This is a genomic window from Pseudomonas sp. MF6747, from assembly GCF_963890955.1.
Taxonomy (GTDB): domain Bacteria; phylum Pseudomonadota; class Gammaproteobacteria; order Pseudomonadales; family Pseudomonadaceae; genus Aquipseudomonas.
Map to the genome: position 1 here is coordinate 84,488 of NZ_CAWPSZ010000050.1, position 19,907 is coordinate 104,394.

The 19,907-nt window shown below is 59.3% G+C and carries 18 protein-coding genes; 16 read left to right on the forward strand and 2 right to left on the reverse strand.

The window, feature by feature from the left end:
- Positions 1 to 97 precede the first annotated feature (97 nt).
- Complete coding sequence (locus tag AACW30_RS25890) at positions 98 to 1,009, forward strand: DMT family transporter (RefSeq protein WP_119736752.1); 912 nt, start codon at positions 98 to 100, stop codon at positions 1,007 to 1,009.
- Positions 1,010 to 1,131: 122 nt separating this feature from the next.
- On the opposite strand, the gene norR is transcribed toward AACW30_RS25890, so the two are convergent.
- Complete coding sequence (gene norR, locus AACW30_RS25895) at positions 1,132 to 2,679, reverse strand: nitric oxide reductase transcriptional regulator NorR (protein ID WP_200623805.1); 1,548 nt, start codon at positions 2,677 to 2,679, stop codon at positions 1,132 to 1,134.
- A 147-nt stretch (positions 2,680 to 2,826) separates the two neighbouring features.
- Between norR and hmpA the strand changes: the two genes are divergently transcribed.
- From hmpA to AACW30_RS25975, 15 genes are all read left to right on the forward strand, one after another.
- The gene (gene hmpA / locus AACW30_RS25900; RefSeq protein ID WP_200623806.1) at positions 2,827 to 4,008 is read left to right on the forward strand and encodes an NO-inducible flavohemoprotein; all 1,182 of its coding nucleotides are present in this window, start codon (positions 2,827 to 2,829) and stop codon (positions 4,006 to 4,008) included.
- Between the two features lie 233 nt (positions 4,009 to 4,241).
- Complete coding sequence (locus AACW30_RS25905; RefSeq protein WP_200623807.1) at positions 4,242 to 4,748, forward strand: disulfide bond formation protein B; 507 nt, start codon at positions 4,242 to 4,244, stop codon at positions 4,746 to 4,748.
- A 792-nt stretch (positions 4,749 to 5,540) separates the two neighbouring features.
- Entirely contained in the window at positions 5,541 to 6,482 is a 942-nt protein-coding gene (cyoA, locus tag AACW30_RS25915; RefSeq protein ID WP_200623872.1) for a ubiquinol oxidase subunit II, read from the forward strand.
- A gap of 3 nt (positions 6,483 to 6,485) precedes the next feature.
- Entirely contained in the window at positions 6,486 to 8,504 is a 2,019-nt protein-coding gene (gene cyoB / locus AACW30_RS25920; protein WP_200623808.1) for a cytochrome o ubiquinol oxidase subunit I, read from the forward strand.
- A 3-nt stretch (positions 8,505 to 8,507) separates the two neighbouring features.
- Positions 8,508 to 9,134, forward strand: coding sequence for a cytochrome o ubiquinol oxidase subunit III (locus tag AACW30_RS25925; protein ID WP_016971084.1), 627 nt, complete (start codon positions 8,508 to 8,510; stop codon positions 9,132 to 9,134).
- Positions 9,134 to 9,475, forward strand: coding sequence for a cytochrome o ubiquinol oxidase subunit IV (cyoD, locus tag AACW30_RS25930; protein ID WP_010206434.1), 342 nt, complete (start codon positions 9,134 to 9,136; stop codon positions 9,473 to 9,475). Before AACW30_RS25925 ends, cyoD begins: the two co-directional genes overlap by 1 nt.
- 11 nt (positions 9,476 to 9,486) lie before the next feature.
- Positions 9,487 to 10,374 carry a heme o synthase gene (cyoE, locus tag AACW30_RS25935; protein ID WP_106578233.1) on the forward strand — a complete coding sequence of 296 codons (888 nt, stop codon included), beginning with the start codon at positions 9,487 to 9,489 and terminating at the stop codon, positions 10,372 to 10,374.
- Between the two features lie 103 nt (positions 10,375 to 10,477).
- Positions 10,478 to 11,176 carry a 7-cyano-7-deazaguanine synthase QueC gene (queC, locus tag AACW30_RS25940; RefSeq protein WP_119736761.1) on the forward strand — a complete coding sequence of 233 codons (699 nt, stop codon included), beginning with the start codon at positions 10,478 to 10,480 and terminating at the stop codon, positions 11,174 to 11,176.
- 76 nt (positions 11,177 to 11,252) lie between these two features.
- The gene (gene ptaA, locus AACW30_RS25945) at positions 11,253 to 12,338 is read left to right on the forward strand and encodes a pyoverdine biosynthesis transaminase PtaA (protein WP_106578235.1); all 1,086 of its coding nucleotides are present in this window, start codon (positions 11,253 to 11,255) and stop codon (positions 12,336 to 12,338) included.
- Between the two features lie 214 nt (positions 12,339 to 12,552).
- Positions 12,553 to 13,269 (forward strand): helix-turn-helix transcriptional regulator, encoded by a 717-nt coding sequence (locus tag AACW30_RS25950; RefSeq protein WP_106578236.1) that lies wholly within the window; start codon positions 12,553 to 12,555, stop codon positions 13,267 to 13,269.
- Positions 13,270 to 13,519: 250 nt separating this feature from the next.
- Positions 13,520 to 14,590, forward strand: a complete 1,071-nt coding sequence (locus tag AACW30_RS25955; protein ID WP_119736768.1) for a fatty acid desaturase family protein — start codon at positions 13,520 to 13,522, stop codon at positions 14,588 to 14,590.
- A 4-nt stretch (positions 14,591 to 14,594) separates the two neighbouring features.
- Positions 14,595 to 15,566 carry a proline dehydrogenase family protein gene (locus tag AACW30_RS25960; RefSeq protein WP_169367586.1) on the forward strand — a complete coding sequence of 324 codons (972 nt, stop codon included), beginning with the start codon at positions 14,595 to 14,597 and terminating at the stop codon, positions 15,564 to 15,566.
- Positions 15,567 to 15,579: 13 nt separating this feature from the next.
- Positions 15,580 to 16,830 carry an ATP-grasp domain-containing protein gene (locus tag AACW30_RS25965; protein WP_200623809.1) on the forward strand — a complete coding sequence of 417 codons (1,251 nt, stop codon included), beginning with the start codon at positions 15,580 to 15,582 and terminating at the stop codon, positions 16,828 to 16,830.
- Positions 16,830 to 18,032, forward strand: coding sequence for an MFS transporter (locus tag AACW30_RS25970; RefSeq protein WP_106578240.1), 1,203 nt, complete (start codon positions 16,830 to 16,832; stop codon positions 18,030 to 18,032). Before AACW30_RS25965 ends, AACW30_RS25970 begins: the two co-directional genes overlap by 1 nt.
- A gap of 1 nt (position 18,033) precedes the next feature.
- Positions 18,034 to 19,161, forward strand: a complete 1,128-nt coding sequence (locus AACW30_RS25975) for an aminotransferase class V-fold PLP-dependent enzyme (protein WP_119736777.1) — start codon at positions 18,034 to 18,036, stop codon at positions 19,159 to 19,161.
- Here AACW30_RS25975 and AACW30_RS25980 read toward each other — a convergent pair.
- Positions 19,148 to 19,864 (reverse strand): hypothetical protein, encoded by a 717-nt coding sequence (locus AACW30_RS25980; protein ID WP_106578242.1) that lies wholly within the window; start codon positions 19,862 to 19,864, stop codon positions 19,148 to 19,150. The genes AACW30_RS25975 and AACW30_RS25980 overlap by 14 nt on opposite strands.
- Between the last annotated feature and the right edge of the window lie 43 nt (positions 19,865 to 19,907).

Consider the following 19,907-nt stretch of genomic DNA (forward strand, 5'->3'; position numbering starts at 1 on the left):
GGGCGCTGTGATCCCGCCGCCCGACAAAAGCGCAAGAATGTGCAAGAGCGCGGGCCGGTCTGCGGGCAACACTGTGGCTCAATCGACGGAGCCCGCTATGAACCTTTTCCTGTACTTACTTACCGTGCTGATCTGGGGCACTACCTGGATTGCCCTCAAGTGGCAATTGGGTGTCGTGGCGATTCCTGTGTCGATCGTCTATCGCTTTGGCCTGGCGGCGCTGGTGCTGTTTGCGCTGTTGCTGCTCAGCCGCAAATTGCAGGTGATGAACCGGCGCGGGCACCTGATTTGCCTCGCCCAGGGCGTGTGCCTGTTTTGCGTCAACTTCATGTGTTTTCTGACGGCCAGCCAATGGATTCCCAGCGGCCTGGTGGCGGTGGTGTTTTCCACGGCCACGCTGTGGAATGCCCTCAATGCGCGGGTGTTTTTCGGTCAGCGGGTGGCGCGCAACGTATTGATGGGCGGCGCGCTTGGATTAATGGGGTTGGGTTTTCTGTTCTGGCCGGAGCTGGTCGGGCACACCGCCAGCCCGCAGACGTTGCTGGGCTTGGGCTTGGCGTTGTTGGGGACGATGTGTTTTTCGGCCGGCAACCTGCTGTCTAGCCTGCAGCAGAAGGCCGGGCTCAAGCCGTTGACCACCAATGCCTGGGGCATGGCCTACGGTTCGGTGATGCTCGCGACCTATTGCGCGGTGCGCGGGATACCGTTCGACATGGATTGGAGTGCGCGTTATGTCGGAGCGCTGTGGTACCTGGTGATTCCGGGCTCGGTGATTGGTTTTACCGCCTACCTCACGTTGGTGGGCCGTATGGGCCCGGAGCGCGCGGCGTATTGCACGGTGCTGTTTCCGGTGGTGGCGCTGAATGTGTCGGCGTTTGCCGAGGGGTATCAGTGGACGGCGCCGGCGTTGATGGGGCTGGTGCTGGTGATGCTGGGGAATGTGTTGGTGTTTCGTAAGGTCAAACCGAGCCAGCCTGTGGATCCGATGCTCAAGGCCAAGCAAATCTGATGGGGGCGCTGGCTTGCCGGCGATGGCGGTAAGTGGATGAGCCGGCAGGTACACCGCTATCGCCGGCAAGCCAGCTCCCACCTTGGAGCGAGTTGTTCCTGCGTTCAGGCTGGGTGATCGTTCTATTTGAGACCCAGACGCCTGGCCATGCGGCCGAGGTTGGCGCGGTCGAGGCCCAGTTCGCGGGCGGCGCCGGCCCAGTTGTGCTGGTGGCGCTCCAGGCAGGCGCTGATGACTTGGCGCTGGTAATGCTCGGTGGCCTGGCGCAGGTCGCCGGTGACCAAAGGGGCCACATCGGCCGGTGCTTCGATTGCCAGCGGCGCGCTGACATCGGGCAGGTCCAGGTCGTGGGCACTCAGGCTCAGGATCTTCGGACGTTCGCGACAGTTTCCCAGGGCTTTTAGCGCGCAGCGTCCGATCAAATGTTCCAGCTCGCGCACATTGCCCGGCCAGTTGTACGCCAGCAGCGCCGCTTGAGCGTCGCTGGTCAGGCGCAGACTGCCCAGGCCCATGCGTGAACGGTTCTGCTCGAGGAAGAAGCCCGCCAGCAGCAGCACATCACGGCCACGTTCACGCAGCGCCGGCACTTGCAGCGGGTACACGCTCAGACGGTGATAAAAGTCGGCACGGTAGCGGCCGTTGCGCACCTCTTCGGCCAGGTCGCGGTTGGTGGCGGCGATCAGGCGCACGTCCACTTGATGCTCCTTGTCCGAGCCCAGGCGCTGCAGTTGGCCGCTTTGCAGCACGCGCAACAGTTTGGCCTGCACGGTCAGCGACAGCTCGCCCACTTCATCCAGAAACAGCGTGCCGCCATTGGCCAGTTCGAATTTGCCGCGGCGCTCGTTCAGCGCGCCGGTAAAGGCACCGCGCACATGGCCGAACAGCTCGCTTTCCACCAGGGTTTCCGGGAGTGCAGCGCAGTTGAGGCTGATCAGGGGTTTGTCTGCGCGCGGCGACGCGGCGTGGATGGCCTGGGCGACCAGTTCCTTGCCGACGCCGGTTTCGCCGGTAATCAACACGGTCAGGTCGCTGCCGCCCACCAGCTTGATTTCTTCGACCAGGTGCTTGTGGGCCTTGCTCTGGCCAATCATTTCCTTGTGCTGCTGGCCGCTGGCCTGGCGATAGATCTCGGCGCGCTGGTGCTCATCTTCGGCGCGCAAGGCCAAGCGCTCCATACGTTCGGCGACGTTGACGGTAGCCGCTGCCAGGCTGGCGAAGGCCTGCAGGGCGTCGAGTTCGACACGCTCGAAGCGCTCGGTGTCCAGCGCGTCGAGGGTCAGCAGGCCCCAGGGTTTGTCGTCGATAAACAGCGGGCAGCCCATGCAGTCGTGCACTTGCAGGTGGCCGTGCAGGCCATCGACCAAACCATCGTAGGGGTCCGGCAGTTCGCTGTCGGTGTCAAAGCGGGTAGGGCCGGGGCTGCTCAGCAGCACCGCAAAGCGTGGGTGCTCGCTGACCTTGAAGCGTCGGCCGAGGGTGTCGGTGCTCAAACCGTCCACCGCCAACGGCACCAGCCATTCACCGTCCAGGCGCAACAGCGCGGCGGCATCGCACGGCAGCAGCGCGCGCATGGCTTGCAACAGGCGTCGGTAGCGCTCGCCTTCGGGCAGGTCGCGCGACAAGTCGGCAACCAGAGGCAGCAGGGTAGTGAGCAGCGATTGTGCAGTCATAATGACTCCTTGTAGTCCTTATGACTATAAAGTGTAGGAAGTCATATTGACTACTTTATATTTAACTTATTGAAAAATAACGGTTTATAAGTTGGCACGAATACTGAGTACGTAAGGGCAATCAGTAAAAAGACCCAGGAGTCTGCCATGCTTAGTGCCCAAGACCGTGCCATCGTCAAATCCACCGTGCCCCTGCTGGAAAGCGGCGGCGAAGCGCTGATCACGCACTTCTACCGCATGATGCTCAGCGAGTACCCGGACGTTCGCCCGCTGTTCAACCAGGCCAATCAGGCCAACGGCGACCAGCCCCGCGCCTTGGCCAATGGCGTGCTGATGTATGCGCGGCATATCGACCAGTTGGACCAACTGGGCGATCTGGTCGCAAAGATCATCAACAAGCACGTGGCCCTACAGATCCTGCCGGAGCACTACCCGATTGTGGGCACGTGCCTGCTGCGGGCCATTGCCGAGGTGCTGGGCAGCGAGATTGCCACGCCCGAGGTGCTGAGCGCCTGGGGCGCCGCCTATGGTCAGTTGGCCGATATCCTGATTGGCGCCGAAGCCGCCATCTACGACGAAAAAGCCCAGGCCCCGGGCGGCTGGCGCGGCGCGCGGCCGTTCCTGTTGGTCAAGCGCGTGGAGGAGAGCAACGAAATCATTTCGTTCTATTTTGCCCCGGTGGATAACGGCCCGATCCTGGCGGCCGCGCCGGGCCAGTACCTCGGCATGAAGCTGATGATCGATGGCGAAGAAGTGCGCCGCAATTATTCCTTGTCGGCCCTGAGCGATGCGGGTTTGTACCGCATCAGCGTCAAGCGCGAGGCCGGTGGGCGGGTGTCCAACTACCTGCATGACCAGATGCACGTCGGCGCGACCCTCGACCTGTTCCCTCCATCGGGCGAATTTACCCTGGTTGCCAGCGACAAGCCGCTGGTGCTGATCAGCGGCGGGGTGGGCATCACACCGACGCTGCCGATGCTCGAAGCAGCCCTGGCCACCGAGCGCCCGGTGCACTTTATCCACTGCGCGCGAAACGGCGGGGTGCATGCGTTCCGTGACTGGGTCGACGCCCTGGCGGCCAAGCACCCGCAACTCAAGCGCTTCTATTGCTACGCAGAAGACGATGGCGTGAGCCCGGCCGCAGACAAAGTTGGGATGCTGAGCCAGGAGCAACTGGCGGCGTGGTTGCCCGAACAGCGCGACCTCGACGCCTACTTCCTGGGCCCTAAAGGCTTCATGGCGGCGGTCAAGCGCCACCTTAAAGCCCTCGGTGTGCCGGACAAACAGGCGCGCTACGAATTTTTCGGCCCGGCCGCGGCCCTGGAATAAGGTTTCCAGGCACAGCACCGTTCAACCTGTGGGAGCGGGCTCGCTCGCGAAGGCTCAGTGTCAGTCGACTTATAAGTGGCTGATCCACCGCCTTCGCGAGCAAGCCCGCTCCCACAATTGGCTTTGCATGCCTCCCGATTAATCCGCCGTTAACCCCTTTCTGTTTTAACCATCCCCTGTGTGTAAACTTGCGGCCATCAGGCACAACCATAATCAGGCAAAGGGAAACGGGGATGAGTGACGAATTGCGTTTAGGCAGGGAGCGGCGCTTTCTGGTGTTGCTGGGCATCATCTGCCTGGCGCTGATCGGCGGTGCGTTGTACATGCAGGTGGTACTGGGCGAAGCGCCATGCCCGCTGTGCATCCTGCAGCGCTACGCCTTGCTGTTGATCGCGGTGTTTGCGTTCATCGGTGCCGCCATGCGCCGCAAAGGCGCGGTCACCTTCTTTGAAGGGTTGGTGGTCCTCAGCGCCTTGGGCGGCGTGGCTACGGCCGGCCATCATGTGTACACGCAGTTTTTCCCTGCGGTCAGCTGTGGCATCGATGTCCTGCAGCCGATTGTCGATGACTTGCCGCTGGCCAAAGTCTTTCCCCTGGGCTTCCAGGTCGATGGCTTCTGCAGCACGCCGTACCCGCCGATCCTTGGCCTGTCCCTGGCACAGTGGGCGCTGGTAGCGTTTGTGCTGACGGTGATCCTGGTTCCGCTGGGCATCTATCGGAATCGCCAACGCACGGCCTGAAGCGGCCCACTGAAACGCCCTGTTCTGGCTTAATGGAAGGACGGGGCGTTTTTGTATGTAGGGTTTTGTGAAAGGGACGTGACGAAGGGCAACTTGAGGTGCGCGCAGCGTGCGACATGTTGTCACACGGACACGGTCGCAGGACGTTTCTGACGCGCCGCGCCGGTCCATAAATTTGCATAAAACGGCCAAGATGTGCTGTCAGTTCGTCGATTGAGCGGTGCCGCGAACGTCGCACCGGTTGCCTCATTCGGTGATGTCCGAATGCCTTGTTTTATGGGGACTTGGATACGTTTTGCATGCCCTTACAAGGTGTAAGGGAAGGGCGCTGTCACGCAATAACACGGCAATTTTTGTGGTTTTTGTTGAGAATCGAACACGATAAGATCCCGAACCTTTACAAGATTGGTGAAGGATTGTTGCTGGAATCGATAAAAATTATTTCTTTATAAGACATGGTTTATACATCGCTAGCTAACTACAATCGCCCGCACTGAATGTCCGGTGCTGTTCAATCTTTGAGCATTGGAGCGGTCGAGGGGCAGATGGATGGCTCTGTGCGACCCCAGGTTCCGGCAGCCTTTCAACTATCCGCACCAAATGGAATTGGTCTGTAACAAGGCCTTTAGCCACGAAATCGAATAAGAACTCACCGCAGGTCCGTGCAACGTCCATGTATGGCGTGCCGGGCAGGCTCTTATTCAATCGAAGAGAAATGCCAACCCTTGGCAGGGTGAAGTGTTGGCGATCAAAACCCAACTGCATTGCGCAAGCTGCTTTAGAGGTCGTGAGATGAGTAAAAACAGGTACCCCCGATTACTAGGCTTTTTGCCGCTGCTTGGCATGTTGTTAATGCTGGGAGGCTGCAAGTGGACCTTGCTCGACCCAAAAGGACAGGTCGGTCTGGATGAACGAAACCTGATCATCACCGCCACCCTGCTGATGCTGCTGGTCGTGGTCCCCGTGATCATCATGACCTTCGCCTTCGCCTGGAAATACCGCGCGTCGAACACCAGCGCTACCTACGCGCCGAAGTGGTCGCACTCCACCAAGATCGAAATCGCAGTGTGGCTGGTGCCGGTCCTCATCATCATTGCCCTGGGTTATGTGACCTACAAGTCCACCCACGCACTGGACCCGTACCGTCCGCTGGAATCCGACGTCAAGCCGATCAACATCGAAGTCGTCGCGCTGGACTGGAAGTGGCTGTTCATCTACCCGGACCTGGGTATCGCCACTGTTAACGAAATCCAGTTCCCGGAGCACACTCCGCTGAACTTCAAGATCACCTCCGATGCTGTGATGAACTCGTTCTTCATCCCTGCTCTGGGCGGCCAGATCTACGCGATGGCAGGCATGCAGACCAAGCTGCACCTGATCGCCAACCAGAAAGCTGAAATGGAAGGCATCTCCGCCAACTATAGCGGCGCTGGCTTCACCGGCATGAAATTCAAAGCGATCTCGACGAGCCAGGAAGATTTCGACGCCTGGGTAGCCAAAGTCAAGGCCGCACCTAAACAGCTTGATCAAGCTGAATACGATGCTCTTGCCAAACCAAGCCAGAACAACCCAGCCACTCTGTACTCCGCGTACACGCCGGACCTGTTTCAGAAAATCGTCGACAAGTACGAAGGTATGAAGCCAGGCAAGCCGGTCAAGCACGAGAAGAAAGAAGTGGCCGTGGTTGAAGGTTCTGACACGGGCTCGCATTCAACTGCTGGGGCAGAGGAGTAAACGATGTTTGGTAAATTAAGTTGGGATGCGGTCCCGTTCCACGAGCCGATCGTGATGGTGACTATCGCCATGATCGCGCTGGGTGGTCTGGCACTGTTTGCTGCAATCACGTATTTCAAGAAGTGGACCTACCTGTGGACCGAGTGGCTGACCTCTGTCGACCACAAAAAAATCGGTGTCATGTACGTCATCGTTGCCATGGTCATGCTGCTGCGTGGTTTTGCCGACGCCATCATGATGCGTACCCAGTTGGCCATGGCCACCGAGGGTTCGCCTGGCTACCTGCCGCCTGAACACTATGACCAGATCTTCACCGCTCACGGTGTGATCATGATCATCTTCATGGCGATGCCATTCTTCACCGGCTTGATGAACCTTGCCTTGCCGCTGCAGATCGGTGCGCGTGACGTTGCCTATCCGTTCCTGAACTCCTTGAGCTTCTGGCTGCTGGTTTCCGGCGTGGTGCTGATCAACCTGTCCCTGGGCGTCGGCGAATTCGCCAAGACCGGTTGGGTTGCGTATCCACCGCTGTCGGGCATTCAGTACAGTCCGGGCGTGGGTGTGGACTACTACATCTGGGCGCTACAGTTATCAGGACTCGGGACGACACTGACGGGGGTCAACTTCCTGGCCACCGTCCTGAAAATGCGCGCCCCTGGCATGAAACTGATGGACATGCCGATCTTCACCTGGACCTGCACCTGGGCCAACGTCCTGATCGTGGCTTCGTTCCCGATCCTGGCCGCTACCATGGCGCTGCTGTCGCTTGACCGTTACCTGGATTTCCACATTTTCACCAATGAACTTGGTGGCAATCCGATGATGTACGTGAACCTGTTCTGGGCATGGGGTCACCCTGAGGTGTACATCCTGATCCTGCCAGCGTTCGGTATCTTCTCTGAAGTGATCTCGACCTTTACCGGCAAGCGCCTGTTCGGTCACCACTCGATGGTTTACGCATCGGGCGCGATCTCTATACTGGGCTTCATGGTGTGGCTGCACCACTTCTTCACCATGGGCTCGGGGGCCAGCGTCAACGCCTTCTTCGGCCTGGCGACGATGCTGATTTCCATCCCGACGGGGGTGAAGCTATTCAACTGGCTATTCACCATCTACCACGGCCGTCTGCGTATCACCAGCCAGGTTCTGTGGACCCTGGGCTTCATGGTGACCTTCGCAATCGGCGGCATGACCGGCGTACTGCTGGCCATCCCGGGTGCTGACTTCGTACTGCACAACAGCCTGTTCGTGATCGCTCACTTCCACAACGTGATCATCGGTGGTGCTGTATTCGGTTACATCGCTGGTTTCGGCTTCTACTTCCCGAAAGCGTTCGGCTTCAAGCTGCACGAAGGTTGGGGCAAGGCTGCATTCTGGTTCTGGATCTCGGGCTTCTTCGTCGCTTTCATGCCGCTCTATGCACTGGGCTTCATGGGCATGACACGTCGCCTGAACGCTACCACCAACCCTGAGTGGGTGCCGTACCTGTACGTTGCCATGTTCGGTGCGTTGATGATCGCTGCCGGTATCGCCTGCCAGCTGATCCAGCTGTACGTGAGTATCCGTGACCGTAAGCAGAACGCTTGCGAATCCGGCGACCCATGGAATGGCCACACCCTGGAATGGTCGACTTCGTCGCCACCGCCGTTCTACAACTTCGCTGTGATTCCTACTGCGAACACGATCGATGCGTTCACCGAAGCGAAGGAAAACGGTACTGCGTACCAGCAACCCAAGCATTACGAGCCGATCCACATGCCGAACAACACCGCCACTGGCGTGGTGATGGGCGCGCTGTTGACCGTGTTCGGTTTCGCGATGATCTGGCACATCTGGTGGCTGGCAATCGTGGGCCTGGTAGGCACCATCGGTTACTTCATCATTCACGCTGCCCGTGATGATCAAGGCTACATGGTGCCGGTCGAAACGATCGAGCGCATCGAAGCCGAGCAACACGCTCGCCTGGTAGCCGAGAAGAAAATCCCGGCCAACCGTGTAGAAACCTCGTTGGAACAGGCTTAAACCATGTCGAACTTAGTGACCAATGCTGGACACGCCCATGTCGATGACCATGGGCACGATGACCATCACCACGACTCGGGGCCAATGACCGTATTCGGTTTCTGGCTCTACCTGATGACCGACTGCATCTTGTTTGCGTCGATCTTCGCGGTGTACGCGGTACTGGTAAACAACGTAGCGGGTGGCCCATCGGGCCACGACATCTTCGAACTGCCTTACGTGCTCGGCGAAACCGCCTTGCTGTTGTTCAGTTCGATCACCTACGGCTTCGCCATGCTGGCCTTCTACAAGGGCAGCAAAAAGGGCGTACTGAGCTGGTTGGCACTGACCTTCCTGTTCGGCCTGGGCTTTATCGGTATGGAGGTCAACGAGTTCCACCTGCTGATCTCCGAAGGCTACGGCCCGCACCGTTCCGGCTTCCTGTCCGCGTTCTTCACGCTGGTAGGCACCCACGGTCTGCACGTATCTGCCGGCCTGCTGTGGATGGCGGTGATGATGTATCAGGTCAATAAACACGGCCTGACCAACACCAACAAGACTCGCCTGAGCTGCCTGAGCCTGTTCTGGCACTTCCTGGACGTGGTCTGGATCTGCGTCTTCACCGTTGTTTACCTGATGGGGACTCTGTAATGGCTAATGCACACTCCCATGACCATGACAGCCATGATGCGAGCCACGGCAGCGTTAAGTCGTACGCCATCGGCTTCATCCTGTCGGTAATCCTGACGCTCATCCCGTTTGGTCTGGTGATGTACCCGACCCTGCCGAAGTCCATCACGTTGATGATCGTTCTGGCATTCGCGGTGATTCAGGTTCTGGTTCACCTGGTGTACTTCCTGCACCTGGATCGTTCCAAAGAGCAGCGCGATAACGTGATTGCGTTTGTGTTCGCAGGCCTTGTGATCCTGCTGCTGGTTGGTCTGTCGATATGGATCATGTTCAGCATCCACACGTTCATGATGGCGAAGTGAGGTAAGACCCGATGTCGCTTAAGCACTTTATCCAAATCACCAAACCGGGGATCATTTTCGGTAACGTGCTTTCTGTGGCAGGCGGTTTCTTCCTGGCCTCCAAGGGACATGTCGATCTGGCCATCTTCCTGGCTGCAATGATCGGCACCTCCCTGGTGGTAGCTTCCGGTTGTGTATTCAACAACTGCATTGACCGCGACATCGATATCAAGATGGAACGCACCAAGAACCGCGTGCTGGTCCAGGGCCTTATCTCCCTGAAACTGGCACTGCTGTTCGCGACCGTCCTGGGTGTTGCCGGCGTCGTGTTGTTGTACAAGGTGGCCAACCCGTTGGCGGCGCTGTTTGCCGTGATCGGCTTTGTCATCTACGTCGGCCTTTACAGCCTGTACCTCAAGCGCAAGTCGGTTCACGGCACGCTGGTGGGCAGTCTGTCGGGGGCGATGCCGCCGGTGATTGGTTATGTGGCTGTGACCAATAGCTTCGACATGGCCGCGCTGGTGCTGCTGGTGATGTTCAGCCTGTGGCAGATGCCGCACTCTTATGCCATCGCGATTTTCCGCTTCAATGACTACCTGGCTGCTTCGATCCCGGTTCTGCCGGTCAAGCGTGGCATCCAGGTGGCCAAGAAACACATCCTGCTCTACATCCTGGCCTTCCTCGTGGCGACCTTGATGTTGACCTTCAGTGGCTATGCCGGCATGAGCTACCTCGCCGTCGCTGCCGCCATGGGCATGTACTGGTTGTACATGGCCTGGACCGGCTACAAGGCGGTGGATGACACCGTCTGGGCGCGCAAGCTGTTCGTGTTCTCGATCTTCACCATCACCGCGCTCAGCGTGATGATGTCCCTGGACTTCCAGGTACCGAAAGAGCTGTTGCTGACCTACGCACACTGAGTCATCGAGCAGTAAAAACCCCGCCTTCGCAAGAAGCGCGGGGTTTTTTTATGGAGTGGCCTTTAAACTATTGCCGAATTCTACAAATGCAGGAAGCAAACCGATGAGTAAAAAAGCCGTTATCGTATTCAGTGGCGGGCAGGACTCCACGACCTGTCTGATCCAGGCACTGCCGCTGTATGACGAAGTGCACTGCATTACCTTCGACTATGGCCAGCGCCATGTGGCAGAAATCGAGGTCGCCCAGAAGCTTGCCAAGCAGTTGGGCGCTACCGTTCACAAAGTCATGGACGTGTCCCTGCTCAACGAGTTGGCCATCAGCAGCCTGACTCGGGACAACATCCCGGTGCCGACCGTGAACAGTTCAGGCGACAGCCTGCCCAGCACCTTTGTGCCGGGGCGCAATATTCTGTTTCTGACCCTGGCGTCGATCTACGCCTATCAGGTAAAGGCGCAAACCGTCATTACGGGGGTGTGCGAAACCGACTTCTCAGGCTATCCCGATTGCCGCGATGAGTTCGTCAAAGCGCTGAACAAGGCGCTTGAACTGGGCATGGAGTACACGCTGCGCCTGGACACCCCGCTGATGTGGCTGAACAAGGCCGAAACCTGGGCCCTGGCGGATTACCATAACCAGTTGGACCTGGTTCAGCACCAGACCCTGACCTGCTACAACGGCGTCCTCGGCAGCGGTTGCGGTAACTGTGATGCGTGCAACTTGCGGGCTCGCGGCCTGAATGACTACCTGCAGAACAAGGCCGATGTGATGCACAGCCTCAAGCAGAAGTTGCAGCTGAACTAAATCAGCCCACACCCGCCTCGTCATACTCCTCTGTACGTGTTGTGCGAATCCAACACCCGCCTACAAGGAGTAGTCCATGGTCAGCGTAAGTCGTCGGTCCCTTCTCGCCATTGGCGCGGCCCTGCCGGTGCTGGGGCGCCTGGATTGGGCGGTGGCCAGCCCGCCGCCGGCACCCGCTGACAAGGTGCGGCTCAATTACAACGAAAGCCCCTACGGCCCCTCAGCCGCTGCCCGTGAGGCGATGCAGCGCGGGGTGGCCATCTCCGGGCTGTATCCCTATGGCCACATGTACGCCTTGGCTGGGCTGTTTGCCCAGCAGCAAGGCATCGCCGAAGAACAGGTCGCCGTGTTTGCCGGCTCCATGGCAGCGCTGCGCTACGCCGTGCTGGCGTTTACCAGCCAGACACGCGGGCTGGTGATGGCCACGCCGTCCTACGAAGTACCGCGCCAGGCCGCCGACTCATGGAAAGCGCCGGTGCGCGAAGTGAGCCTCAATGCCGAGCATGCGCACGACGTGCCCGCCATGCTTGCCGCCGATCCGCAGGCGGGCATGCTCTACCTGTGCAACCCCAACAACCCTACCGGCACCCTGACGCCAACCGAGGCGATCCGCCAGGCGTTGGCGAACAAGCCCAAAGGCAGCGTGCTGGTGGTGGACGAGGCGTACATCGACTTCTCTGATGCCCCAAGCTGTGTGAGTTGGGTCAAGGACCATGACGATTTGCTGGTGCTGCGCACCTTCTCGAAACTCTACGGCATGGCCGGCGCGCGTCTGGGCTTGGCGATTGGCCACCCGGCGCTGCTGGAACGGCTGGCGGTGTTCGGCGGCGACAACGTGCCAGCAGCCTCCACCTTGCTCGGCGCCCGGGCGAGCCTGGAAGACGTCAAGCTGCTGCCCCATCGCAAGGCGCTCAACGCTCGGTTGCGGGATGAGACCGTGGCGTGGCTGAAGGCGCGGGGGTTTGCCTGCACCGCGTCGCACAGCAACTGCTTCATGATCGACGTGAAACAACCGGCCCAGCAGGTCATCGAAAAGCTCGCAGCACACAATGTGTTGATCGGGCGGGTCTGGAAAGACTGGCCGCAATGGGTACGGGTGACGGTGGGCAATCAGCACGAGATGCAGCGGTTTCGCGAAGTATTTGCGGCGCAGGTGGCCTGAGCCAGGGCGCTCGGCAGCGCAAATGGCCATTGCGTGCTGATGGTCGGCTCGGTCCAGGAAGCACTGGACAAGCCCTGTACGGCATGTTTCATTCTTGTCTTTGTGTAGAGATATTTCCTACAGTATGGGTCGACTCTGACCAGAGGCTTCGGGATTGAAGCGTTCCCGTCAGAGCATTAGCCTCATACGTTGTCACTCATCAGGGACGATATTCATGCGAAGCGATGGCCAATCCAGCAACACCATGTCCATACAGCCCGCCGATGTGCGCCAATTGCTCGATGCCGAACTGACCCGGCGCGGCCTGGGGCACTTCGAGGTGTATCAGTGTGGGCCGACACTGGATGAAGCAGAGATCATCACCAACTACCCCGACGCGCTGGACCGCTCCGACTCGGCGGACGACTTTTACCAGCGTGGCCAACTGCTGTCCTTGTCCAAGGAGCGGGTCAAACCTTTTTTCTGGAGCGATGAAAACATCCTCGCGCCTGCCGCAGAAGCGGTGCCGGTGCCTGGGCCCTGTGCACCGGTGGGCGAGGGCGCAAGCTTTATCGTGCATGGCAACCGCGGTTTTTACTCGATCCTCAACCTGTGCAGCTTCGGCGAAGACCAGCAGTTTCGCGACACGGTGTTGGCCAACAAAAGTGAGCTGCAGATGCTGCTGGTCTCGGTCTACGACGAGGCCCTCGAAAGCTGCGCCACGGTCACGCCTGCGCCGATACAGGAAACGGTACTGACCCCACGAGAAACCGAAGTGTTGTCCTGGACCAGCCTGGGCAAGACCTACAACGAAATAGCCCTCCTGACCTCAATGAGCCCGCGTACCGTCAAGTTTCATATGAAGAATATCTTCAGCAAGCTGGACGTCACCAACGGCAAATCGGCGATTCGCAAGGCCCTGAACCTGGGGTACATCCGCGAACAGGCCTGATCTAGAGGCTTCCCACCTTATAAACGCTACGCTCGCCGGTGATTTTTCAGCGGCGAGTCTACGCGTGCGTCTCGTCGCAGCCTACCTGTCTAAAAGGGCAGCTTGTTCGCCATCGAGCGGTGCTTTAGTTTTTTTTGCAGCCGATGAGTCTAGCTCAGGCAAAAAAAACAATAGCCGCACCACCTGAAAAAAATCCTTTGCCCAGCAATGAGACGGGTGTTGCAGCGTGCCGCTTAATTATGGAGTGATTATGCTGGTCGATAAAAACAAAGAACCTGCTGGCGAATACGCCGCGGGCATTTCCCGTGAAACCTTTGGAATGCTCAAGCACCTGTGCAAAAAAGATAACTATCACTGGGCCATCGCGTTGGGTAAGGATTACGCAATCATTGCCTTTGCCATCTACCTCTCCTTGGGCATCAGCTACTGGTTCTACCCGGTTTCGCTGTTTCTGATCGGCACCACACAACGCGCCCTGGCGAATGTGCTGCACGAGTCGGCGCACAAGATGCTGGCCAAGAACCGCGTTATCAATTGGGTCTCCGGCACGTTTCTCTCAGGCTACCTGATCTTCCACCTGCATCAGTCCTACAGCACATCGCACATCAAGAACCACCACGTGCACCTGGGCGATCCGGAAAAAGACCCTGACTACGCCTTCCACTTGCAGTGCGGCCTGTACGACGTCCAGCAAAGTGAACGTGAGTTCTTCCTCAAGAACGTCTTGCTGGCGCTGTCCGGCTACCGGACCGTGCAGTACATCCGGTACATCATCAAAGACCGCGTCAAAGCCCAGGGTGCGGATAAAACCATCCGCAACGAACGCATCATGCTGTGGGCTTACTGGGCGGTAATCTTCGCCGTCGCCGCCTGGTTCGGGGTGGTCGCGCAGCTGTTGCTGTTCTGGCTGGTGCCGCTGTTCACCACCGCCGTGGCCGTGGGCTGGATCATCGAGTTGGCCGAGCATTACCCATTGCCGGCTGCTGAGACCGAGAAGCTGCTGCTCACCCGCAATCGCAAGGGCAACGCCCTGGAGAACTTCTTCTTCGGCCGACATGACGACAACTACCACCTCGTGCACCACCTGCACCCGGCCATTCCTCACTGGAACATGCGCAAGGCTCATGAGCTGCTGATGTCGCACCCGGAGTACGCGCGTTGGGACAACCTGTGGGCGGGGATCTTTACCCGTGACCGCCATGGCCGCCACAAGGAAACCATGCTCAGTTACGCGGCCAAGTTTCGCGCGCACAAGATTGCCAACCACACCGATGATTCGAGCTTCGCACGTCGGATGCTGAACCAGGCCTACGGGGTTTAACGCCATGAATGACATCGACAACAGCCTGCTGGCAACCCTGGCCCTGAAGAAACTGGCGGCGAACAAGACGTACCGCGACCTGTTCCTGGCCAGTGACACGCTGCGCGACTTCCTGCGCCCGGCCGCCCTGCGCTACATCATTTCCGAAGACCGCCTGGAGATGCTCGACAAGCTGGCCGCCCTGCAAGGCAAAGGCTATCGCACCGGCGTCGAATACGTCGGTGAAGAGGCCACCACCCTGGCCGAGGTGACCACGGCCACCGACGAATACCTGAAGCTGATCGACCTGATGGCGCTGCACCCCACACTGGCCGAGCCGCCACAGCTGGGTTTTGACCTGTCCAACGTCGGCACGATCATTTCCCGTGAACTGGCGATCGAGAACTGCTCGAAGATCCTTGCCCATGCAGCCGACAAGGAGGTCGGTGTGATCCTCAGCATGGAGCGGTCCCAGTGGACCGACTCGATCCTGGATATCTTCATGCACCTGAGTGCACGTTTTGCCAACTTGGGTATCACCCTGCAGGCGCAGTTGAACCGTACGCCCGATGACCTGGCGCAAGTGCTCGCAACGGGCTGCAAGGTGCGCCTGGTCAAGGGCGTCTATGCTGAGCCTGCTGCGATTGCCTTGCCGCGCGGTGCGCAACTGAACGAGCGTTACCTGGGGCTATTGGACCGCATCAACGGCGCCAGCACGAACTACGCGTTCGCCACCCAGGACCCGCTGCTGGTGAAGGAGATTCTAGCCAGCGGGATTGCCAGCCGAGGCGAGCTGGAGATGCTGCACGGCGTGCGCCCCGAGCTGATCAAGGCGGTCAAGGACCAAGGCCAGGTCAAGACGCGTGTTTCAGCGGTCTACGGCACCAACTGGTACCTGCACCTGCTGCACCGCGTGGCTGAGTTCCCACAGAATATTTTTCTGGCGCTCGATGACGTGGCCTCGCCACGGCCTTCCGAAACCGCCAATCACTACTGAAAAGGACATTCTCATGAAGCAGTACGTCGCGTTGGTAGATGTCTATTCGAGCGGTAACTTTTTGCCGCAGTTCTTCCATGAGGCGGGCATCGGCCTGATCCATGTGCAGAGCACGCCGGAACTGATGCCGAGCATGCTGGGGCCGAACCTTTCGGAGTTCGAACACAACCTGATTTTCAACGGCAACCCCGAAGACGTCGTGCGTCGCCTGCGTGAGTTCAACGTGATTGCGGTGATCGCCGGCCAGGAACCCGGCGTGCCGTTCGCGGACTACTTGAGCGAACAGCTGCAACTGCCTTCCTCCAACGGCAGTGCCGGTTCCCGGGCACGTCGCGACAAGTTCGAGATGATCAGCAAAGTGGCCGCCGCCGGCCTGCTGACCGCGCGGCAAATCAAGTCCGCCGACCCGGCCGAGTTGCTGGCCTGGGTGCAGGACGGCCACGTGTTCCCATGCGTGATCAAGCCGCTGAGCTCGGCCTCAACTGACGGCGTGTCGATCTGCCATAACGTCGAGGACGTGAAACGCGCCTGCGAGGAAGTGGTGTCCAACCTGGATATCTTCGGCCTGGCCAATACCGAAATTCTTTGTCAGTCCTACCTCAAGGGCCCGGAGTACATCGTCGATACGGTCAGCCGTGACGGGCAGACCTATGTCTGCGGTATCTGGCGCTATGTGAAGCGCGAGATCAGCGGTGGCAAGAACATCTACGACCGCGACGTGCTGATTGCTCCGGACAGTGCCGAGGCCAACGTGCTGGTGGACTACATCGTGCAAGTGCTCAAGGCGCTGGGGATCAATAACGGCCCGGCCCATTCGGAAGTGATTCTCACCGAGGCCGGCCCTGCGCTGGTGGAAGTCGGCGCACGCTTGAACGGCAACATGGAACCCAGGTTCCATGACATCAGCCTGGGCGGCAACCAGGCGCAGCTCACCTATCTGGCGTACTGCGACGGTGAGGCGTTCAAAGCCGGTTATGCCGGCAAGCGCTACCACAAGCTCAAGGAAGCCTGTGTGATCAACACCGATACCACGCTTCAAGGTGAGGTCACCGGGTTCAACGACGCCGCCATCCACCTGATCGAGGCATTGCCCTCGGTGCATAAACTGAGTGTCAAATACAAGGCTGGCAAGTTGATGAAAAAGACCGTGGACCTGCTCAGCAGCCCGCTGCGCGTGTTCCTGGTATCGGAAAACCAGCGCGATATCGACAAGGACTACGAGCAGATCCGCCAGTACAAAGACAACGTGTACGTGATCCGCTGATGATGGGCACCTATCGCGCGTTACGCGGGCTCAACGGTCGGTTGCAGTCGCTGTTCCTGATTACCCTGGTGTTCCGCATGGGCACCATGGCGTTCCCTTTCTATGCGGCGTACCTGATTCATCAGCACGCCGTGTCGGCGGGCACGGCTGGCTTGCTGGTCGGGGTGTACGGCGCGGGTGCGCTGTTTGTGGACTTGATCATCGGCGCGGTGATCAAGCGCTTTTCCGCCAACCGGGTGATCCTCGGTTCGTTGCTGCTCAATGCCGTGCTGTTGCTGATCATTCCTTCAGTGGACAACACGGCCGCGCTGTTTGTGTTGTCGTTTCTGTGGGGCGCCTGTTACGAGGCGTTCACGCCGGCGACGTTCTCCGAAACCGTCACCCACAGCAGCAGTGAGACGCGCAAAGTGGCGTTCTCCTGCAACCGTCTGGCCATCAACATCGGCATGGCCATCGGGCCACTGTTGGGCAGTCTGATATTCCTCAGCAACGCCGACGCAGTGTTCTACCTCAACGCCGCCTTGTCGTTGGTGTCGTTCGTCGCCTGCCTGCGGTTTGGACGCGCGGTTCCGGTGGCACCGGTGACCACGCTCGCCGGCAAGGGCAATGGGTTGCCGGAGAGCGCGCCGCATGAGCGGTCGCGGTTGCTGGTGATCCTGTTGGCGGCATTGCCGGTGCACATCGCCTACGCGCTGCCGCCGACTTTCCTGTCGGCCTACATCATCAATTACACCGAGTTGCCGGCTTACTACGTCGGCATCATTTTCTTTATCAATGCATTGTTGGTGATTCTGTTCGAGGTACCGATCAACCAACGTATGTCGCACCTGTCGAGCAGCCGCTCGTTGGTGGCCGGTTTCCTGGTGGCCGGCGTGGGGTTTTTCCTGATGGGGTTCAGTCACATCGGCGCGTTGCTGCTGGTGGCCACTGTGCTCTGGAGCCTGGGCGAAATGATCGTGTTTCCCGGCATCACCCACTACGTCAGCAGTATTTCCAGTCGCCATACCGTGGACCGCAACCTCGGTTACTACTCGGCGGGCGTCAACATCGGGGTCATGATCACCCCGTCGCTGGCGTTTATGTTGGTGTCCCAGCCGTCCTTGCCTTCGCCGTGGCTGCTGGCCGGCACCGTATTGCTGCTGTTCGCGGTGGCGGTGGGCGTGATGAAAAGCTCGACACTTTTGTGGAACAAGGAAGCGTGAAATGAATATCGTGCATTTGAACACTGCCGGTGCCGGCCTGATGTCATCGGCCACCCTGAACGCGATCCAGCGCTTCACGGCCATCGAGGCCCAGATGGGCAGTTATGAGACCGAGCTGGCCTACGACGAGTTGCTCAACGTCGACCTGTATCGGGCGGCAGCCGGGCTCTTGAATGCACAGCCCGCGGACATCGGTTTTTTCAGCAGTGCCACCGAAGCCTGGACCAGCATCCTCGGCAAACTGAAATTTCCCCGTGGTAAGCGCGTGTGGGTGTCGACCTCGGAGTACGCCGCAAACCTGATCTTCTTCAACTACCTCAAGCTGTCGCGCGATATTCGCGTTGAAGTGATCCCGACCACCGCCACCAGCCCGCTGGACCTGGAATGGGTGCGACGTCATCTGGACGACGATGTGTTCCTGGTCAGCGTGTCGCACTTGCCGTCGTGCTGCGGCGTGATCAACCCGGTGGAAGCCCTGGGCGCGCTGCTCAAAGAGTCGAACACGCTGTATGTGGTGGATGCGTGCCAGTCGCTGGGGCAACTGCCGCTGGACGTGCGGGATATCCATTGTGATTTGCTCACCGGCGCGGGCCGCAAGTTTCTCTGTGGGCCACGCGGCAGTGGGATCGCCTACGTGTCGCCACGCCTGCTCAGCCAGTTGACGTTGAATTTCGCTGACTTGCACGCGGCCAGCACGGATGGCCAGGTCAATCGGATCGAGGTGTCCGGGGCTCGGGTGCTGGAGATTGCAGAAAAGAGCTTTTCAGCGTTGGTGGGGTTGCACACCGCGTTGAGTGAATACACGCAGGTGGCAGCAAAGGTGAGCACCGAACCCTACGCGCTGCTGGCACAGGAGCTACGGCGCCTGCCGCAGTTGACGCTGCTGTGTGATCAGTTTCAGCAGACCGGGATTGTCTCGTTCGTGCCGCACAACCTGTCGGCCAAGGCGTTTGTCGGCCAGGCCCGCGAGCTGGGGCTCAATCTGTGGGCGGGCACTGCCGCCCATACGCCGCTGCTGTTGAAGGACCTCGGCGCGACGCATTTCGTGCGCGCCTCGGTGGGCCGGCATGTCACCCAGGCCCAGGTTGAGCAGGCCCTGGTGACCTTGCGCGCACTTATTGCGCAGTGATGGCGTAACCGTCAAAGGCGCTTTGTTGTTGCAGCGCGGTCACGATGCTTTTGCGCGTGACCGGCTGTTCTACGCCGCTGTTGTCCACAAAGGTTTCACTTTCCAGTTCCGCCTCGTTGCCTTCACCCACGAACGTAAAGCCCAGGAATTCCAACGCCTCACGGTCAACGTTCAGCTTGGAGCGAGGTGTACGCAGTGGCAGGGTGACGCTGATGCCATCCTTGCTGATCACAAACACTTCGGCTTCCTTCTTCGCGCGTGCTGCCTTGCTCTTGCCGGCGCTGGGGTTGCTGATGGCCTGGTGAGACTGGTTCAGCACCTTCAGGGCCAGGCCATAGACCAGTTCCTGGAACTCGGGGTCGTCCTTGAAGCTGGACAGAATGCGGCTGATCGAGAACTTGCTGCTGAGGTCCTCCAGGGCGATGTTGTCGGCGGCCTCGGCGTCTTTCAGTTGCTTGAGCTGGCCCATCAGGTCGTAGGCCTTGTCGTCGTCGAAGGCGTCGTGGGCCTGGCGGATGGCCACGCGCAATTCGCGGATCTGGTCGCTTTCCTTGGAAGTGTGGAATGCGTCCAGCACCATCTCACTGATGATCTTGGCCGCAGGCACATGCTGTGAAAGATTGATGGCGTTTTCGTATTCAGCTTTGGACTGCAGGGCTGTTACGGATTCTTCGGTGGAGTGTTCGGTGTAAGAATCGGACATTGAAATTTCACTACTTCAGTAAACGGGACAAAAAAGCGTCGCG

Coding starts and splice junctions, on each gene's coding strand:
- AACW30_RS25905 (WP_200623807.1), top strand. CDS start 4,242: ATGAGTGACGAATTGCGTTTAGGCAGGGAGCGGCGCTTTCTGGTGTTG.
- cyoE (WP_106578233.1), top strand. CDS start 9,487: ATGTCGCTTAAGCACTTTATCCAAATCACCAAACCGGGGATCATTTTC.
- AACW30_RS25975 (WP_119736777.1), top strand. CDS start 18,034: ATGAATATCGTGCATTTGAACACTGCCGGTGCCGGCCTGATGTCATCG.
- cyoA (WP_200623872.1), top strand. CDS start 5,541: ATGAGTAAAAACAGGTACCCCCGATTACTAGGCTTTTTGCCGCTGCTT.
- AACW30_RS25970 (WP_106578240.1), top strand. CDS start 16,830: ATGATGGGCACCTATCGCGCGTTACGCGGGCTCAACGGTCGGTTGCAG.
- AACW30_RS25965 (WP_200623809.1), top strand. CDS start 15,580: ATGAAGCAGTACGTCGCGTTGGTAGATGTCTATTCGAGCGGTAACTTT.
- cyoD (WP_010206434.1), top strand. CDS start 9,134: ATGGCTAATGCACACTCCCATGACCATGACAGCCATGATGCGAGCCAC.
- AACW30_RS25980 (WP_106578242.1), bottom strand. CDS start 19,864: ATGTCCGATTCTTACACCGAACACTCCACCGAAGAATCCGTAACAGCC.
- norR (WP_200623805.1), bottom strand. CDS start 2,679: ATGACTGCACAATCGCTGCTCACTACCCTGCTGCCTCTGGTTGCCGAC.
- hmpA (WP_200623806.1), top strand. CDS start 2,827: ATGCTTAGTGCCCAAGACCGTGCCATCGTCAAATCCACCGTGCCCCTG.
- AACW30_RS25955 (WP_119736768.1), top strand. CDS start 13,520: ATGCTGGTCGATAAAAACAAAGAACCTGCTGGCGAATACGCCGCGGGC.
- cyoB (WP_200623808.1), top strand. CDS start 6,486: ATGTTTGGTAAATTAAGTTGGGATGCGGTCCCGTTCCACGAGCCGATC.
- queC (WP_119736761.1), top strand. CDS start 10,478: ATGAGTAAAAAAGCCGTTATCGTATTCAGTGGCGGGCAGGACTCCACG.
- AACW30_RS25950 (WP_106578236.1), top strand. CDS start 12,553: ATGCGAAGCGATGGCCAATCCAGCAACACCATGTCCATACAGCCCGCC.
- ptaA (WP_106578235.1), top strand. CDS start 11,253: ATGGTCAGCGTAAGTCGTCGGTCCCTTCTCGCCATTGGCGCGGCCCTG.
- AACW30_RS25960 (WP_169367586.1), top strand. CDS start 14,595: ATGAATGACATCGACAACAGCCTGCTGGCAACCCTGGCCCTGAAGAAA.
- AACW30_RS25925 (WP_016971084.1), top strand. CDS start 8,508: ATGTCGAACTTAGTGACCAATGCTGGACACGCCCATGTCGATGACCAT.
- AACW30_RS25890 (WP_119736752.1), top strand. CDS start 98: ATGAACCTTTTCCTGTACTTACTTACCGTGCTGATCTGGGGCACTACC.